The organism is Phormidesmis priestleyi BC1401, from assembly GCF_001650195.1.
Lineage (GTDB): Bacteria > Cyanobacteriota > Cyanobacteriia > Leptolyngbyales > Leptolyngbyaceae > Phormidesmis_A > Phormidesmis_A priestleyi_B.
This window is the reverse complement of record NZ_LXYR01000139.1, coordinates 1-2,863: the sequence shown is the minus strand read 5'-3', so window position 1 is coordinate 2,863 and position 2,863 is coordinate 1. Positions and strand designations below refer to the sequence as shown.

Annotated in this window: 2 protein-coding genes; both read left to right on the top strand. The window is 50.6% G+C overall.

Features of this window, described 5'->3' with window-relative positions; all coding sequences use genetic code 11:
* Nucleotides 1–679: 679 nt before the first annotated feature.
* On the top strand, nucleotides 680–2,035 hold the full coding sequence (locus tag A8707_RS25935) for a cytochrome P450 (RefSeq protein ID WP_068820322.1): 1,356 nt from the start codon (nucleotides 680–682) through the stop codon (nucleotides 2,033–2,035).
* 633 nt (nucleotides 2,036–2,668) lie between these two features.
* Nucleotides 2,669–2,824 carry a hypothetical protein gene (locus tag A8707_RS28770; protein WP_156518901.1) on the top strand — a complete coding sequence of 52 codons (156 nt, stop codon included), beginning with the start codon at nucleotides 2,669–2,671 and terminating at the stop codon, nucleotides 2,822–2,824.
* Nucleotides 2,825–2,863: the final 39 nt, after the last annotated feature.

The window sequence follows — 2,863 nt, the reverse complement described above, 5'->3', positions numbered from 1 at the left end:
AGTATGTTTTTCGACCCATTTGAGCCGCTTATCAATGTGCTGATCTTGCCTGCAAATTCCTTAGCGTTGTTTTTGGTCCAAAAGCTACGGGAACGCCACATAGAGTCTTCCGGATTTGGGAAATGAGAGTCTGGGGCAGGTTATCTGTAGAAATAAAAAGGGTTCCTTCGTCATCCACGATGAAGGTCAACTCATCAATCGCAAGCTCAAAGGGAAACCACTCCGGGGCTGAGTTTAACTCAACCCCGGATACGTGCAAAATCCTGCAATGTAAGCCTAAAAGTCCTGCCTCAAGGTGGTTTCAGCATTTCTCGATTTTTGTGATTTCAGCTCTAAAAGCTAACGAAGGAATGGGCATTTGAAGGTAATCTTGCAGGATTTGGCACGTATCCTGTCGCAATCCCTGTTTCATCCTCACTGGCCTTCCAGAACGGGTCGGCAAAAGTCCGAAGCAGCTGATGACGAGCGCGAGTCATCCTCACTGGCTAGAGTTGTTAGGGTTCCAACTCTTCAGACCAGCTTAGCTCGACCCGCCATGCGATTCAGATCATCCTCGCAATGAGGGTCTAATTTGTGATGTCACTACCACCTTAAAACTGCCATTTTTGAACCATGCCGCTAACTGGGGTGACAGTGACGGTAAAGTGCAAGAGTCGTGACTTCAGGACTCCCTACTGCCATGAGCAAAAGTCTACACCAACTCTCTAGCCCGAAAGGCTCACTGTTGTTCGGCCATACCTTTGACTTTGCCAAAGATCCTCTCAGCTTTTTGACCGCTTGTGCCACAGACTATGGGGAAATAGTACCCTTACGGTTTCTCTTTTCTTCAGCCTGTCTGCTCACCCAGGCGCAGCACATTGAGCAAGTCCTGAAGCAACCCGAACTGTTCACGAAACACACACCCGCCTGGCAAGCGGTACGTAGTCTGGTTGGCGAGGGACTGCTCACCAGCGAAGGTGCGTTTTGGGCGCGTCAGCGTCGGCTCATCCAACCCATGTTCCATCAACAGCGCATCGCTGCCTATGGCGAGACGATGGTGCTCTACGCTGAACGCATGGTGCAGACCTGGCAAGAGGGCGAAGTGCGTGATGTGCATCAAGACATGATGCAGTTGACGTTAAACATTGTCACAAAGACCTTGCTTAATGTGGACATGACAGGCGTGGCAGCACAGACCATTGCTCAAACGTTAGAAGTGGCGATGGAGTGGTTTTTCAGTCGCCGCAAACAAGCGTTTCTACCCCTTACTGGTTTGCCGACTCCCATCAATCGTCGCTACAAGCAAGCACTCCAAACGATGGATCAAGCCATCTATGCGCTGATCCAGCAACGCCGTCAGAGTGACGCTGATCCAGGCGATTTACTGTCCCTGCTGTTGCAGGCTCAAGATGAAGACGGTAGCCGGATGAGCGATCGCCAGTTGCGTGATGAACTGACCACGTTAATTCTGGCAGGGCATGAAACGACAGCAAATGCGTTGTCCTGGACCTGGATGCTGCTGGCACAGCACACCGCTGTCGAAAGTAAGTTAGTCAGCGAGTTACAGGCGGTCTTGGGTGGTCGGTCCCCCACGCTGGCAGACCTGCCTCAGCTACGCTACACCGAGCACATTATCAAAGAAGCGCTGCGGCTGTATCCGCCGCTCTTTTCGCTGGCACGTGCCCCGATGCAAGACTGTGAGTTGGCTGGCTATCACATTCCAGCCAAGTACATTCTCATCTTTAGCCCCTGGGTGATGCATCGGAGTGCGCGTTATTTCACCAACCCACTGCAATTTCAGCCCGAACGTTGGGAGCACGACCTGGAAAAGCAGTTACCGAAGGGCGTCTACTTTCCGTTTGGCGAGGGACCCCGCGTTTGTATCGGTAGGAGCTTTGCCCTGATGGAAGCGGTCTTGTTACTCGCCACCATTGCCCAAAAATACCAGCTCAGACTGTTGCCGGATCAACTGCTGACACCGTTGCCCTCCATGACCCTTCGCCCAAAAGCAGGCATCATCATCCGAGTAACGAAGCGTACAGGGTTCAATGAGTAGTCGTACAGAAACTCCCGTTGGCGTTCCCGTCGCTTTTGGGTCAAAACCAACGCTAGGGAATTTTAGCTAGACAACTGATAAGTTTTGATTAAGTCCATTTTCGCCCATACTACAGAACGGGCTTAATTTTGGACTACTACACTCCACTACAAATCGCTCAAGCCCTGATTCGCCCGTTCTCTCTGATGACTGAAACCCTTATCTTCTCGATGAACTTCTGCTGCCTTTGCAGAGAAGCGAGCTTAATCGAGAGATTGAGGAAAGGGCTACCAACTTAAGCCGGGACAGTAGGTCCCTCAAGTCTTTAAGCTTCGTTCAATCTGTCCCGCTTTATGTCGGTAGCCGAAAACCTGATGCATCGAGCGGTTTCTGGCTTTAGGCAAACCGAGATGTCAAACATTGTAAGTCCTTCACAGAGGCGTTTTCAGGCTTGGCTTTGGTTTTAACCCGAAAGTGACGGAAACACGAGACTGCTACATTACTAGTACAGAGTAGCTGTTCAAGCATCGCTGACAAAATAATGTCCGGTTCCGAAGAAAGCGAGATCGTTTTGGCAACCTTGCACTGAATCAATGTTGCATCGCGCATCCATCTTCCATGCAGCAAAGAACTTGTTCAAATTGAGAACCCCCCATGAACAATTTCTTGACGCTGCTGCTAGTCCTGTCACTGATCGCGATCTCACCTGCCCAGCCTAATGCGAGCTTCATCACAACGGCACTGTCATGGATCAATAGTTCGGACAGTTTTTGCGGTCAGACGTGGACAGAAAAGCTATCCATCAGCTAGGGTGCAGATTAGAAACAAAGCGCACCGGATGGATAGCCA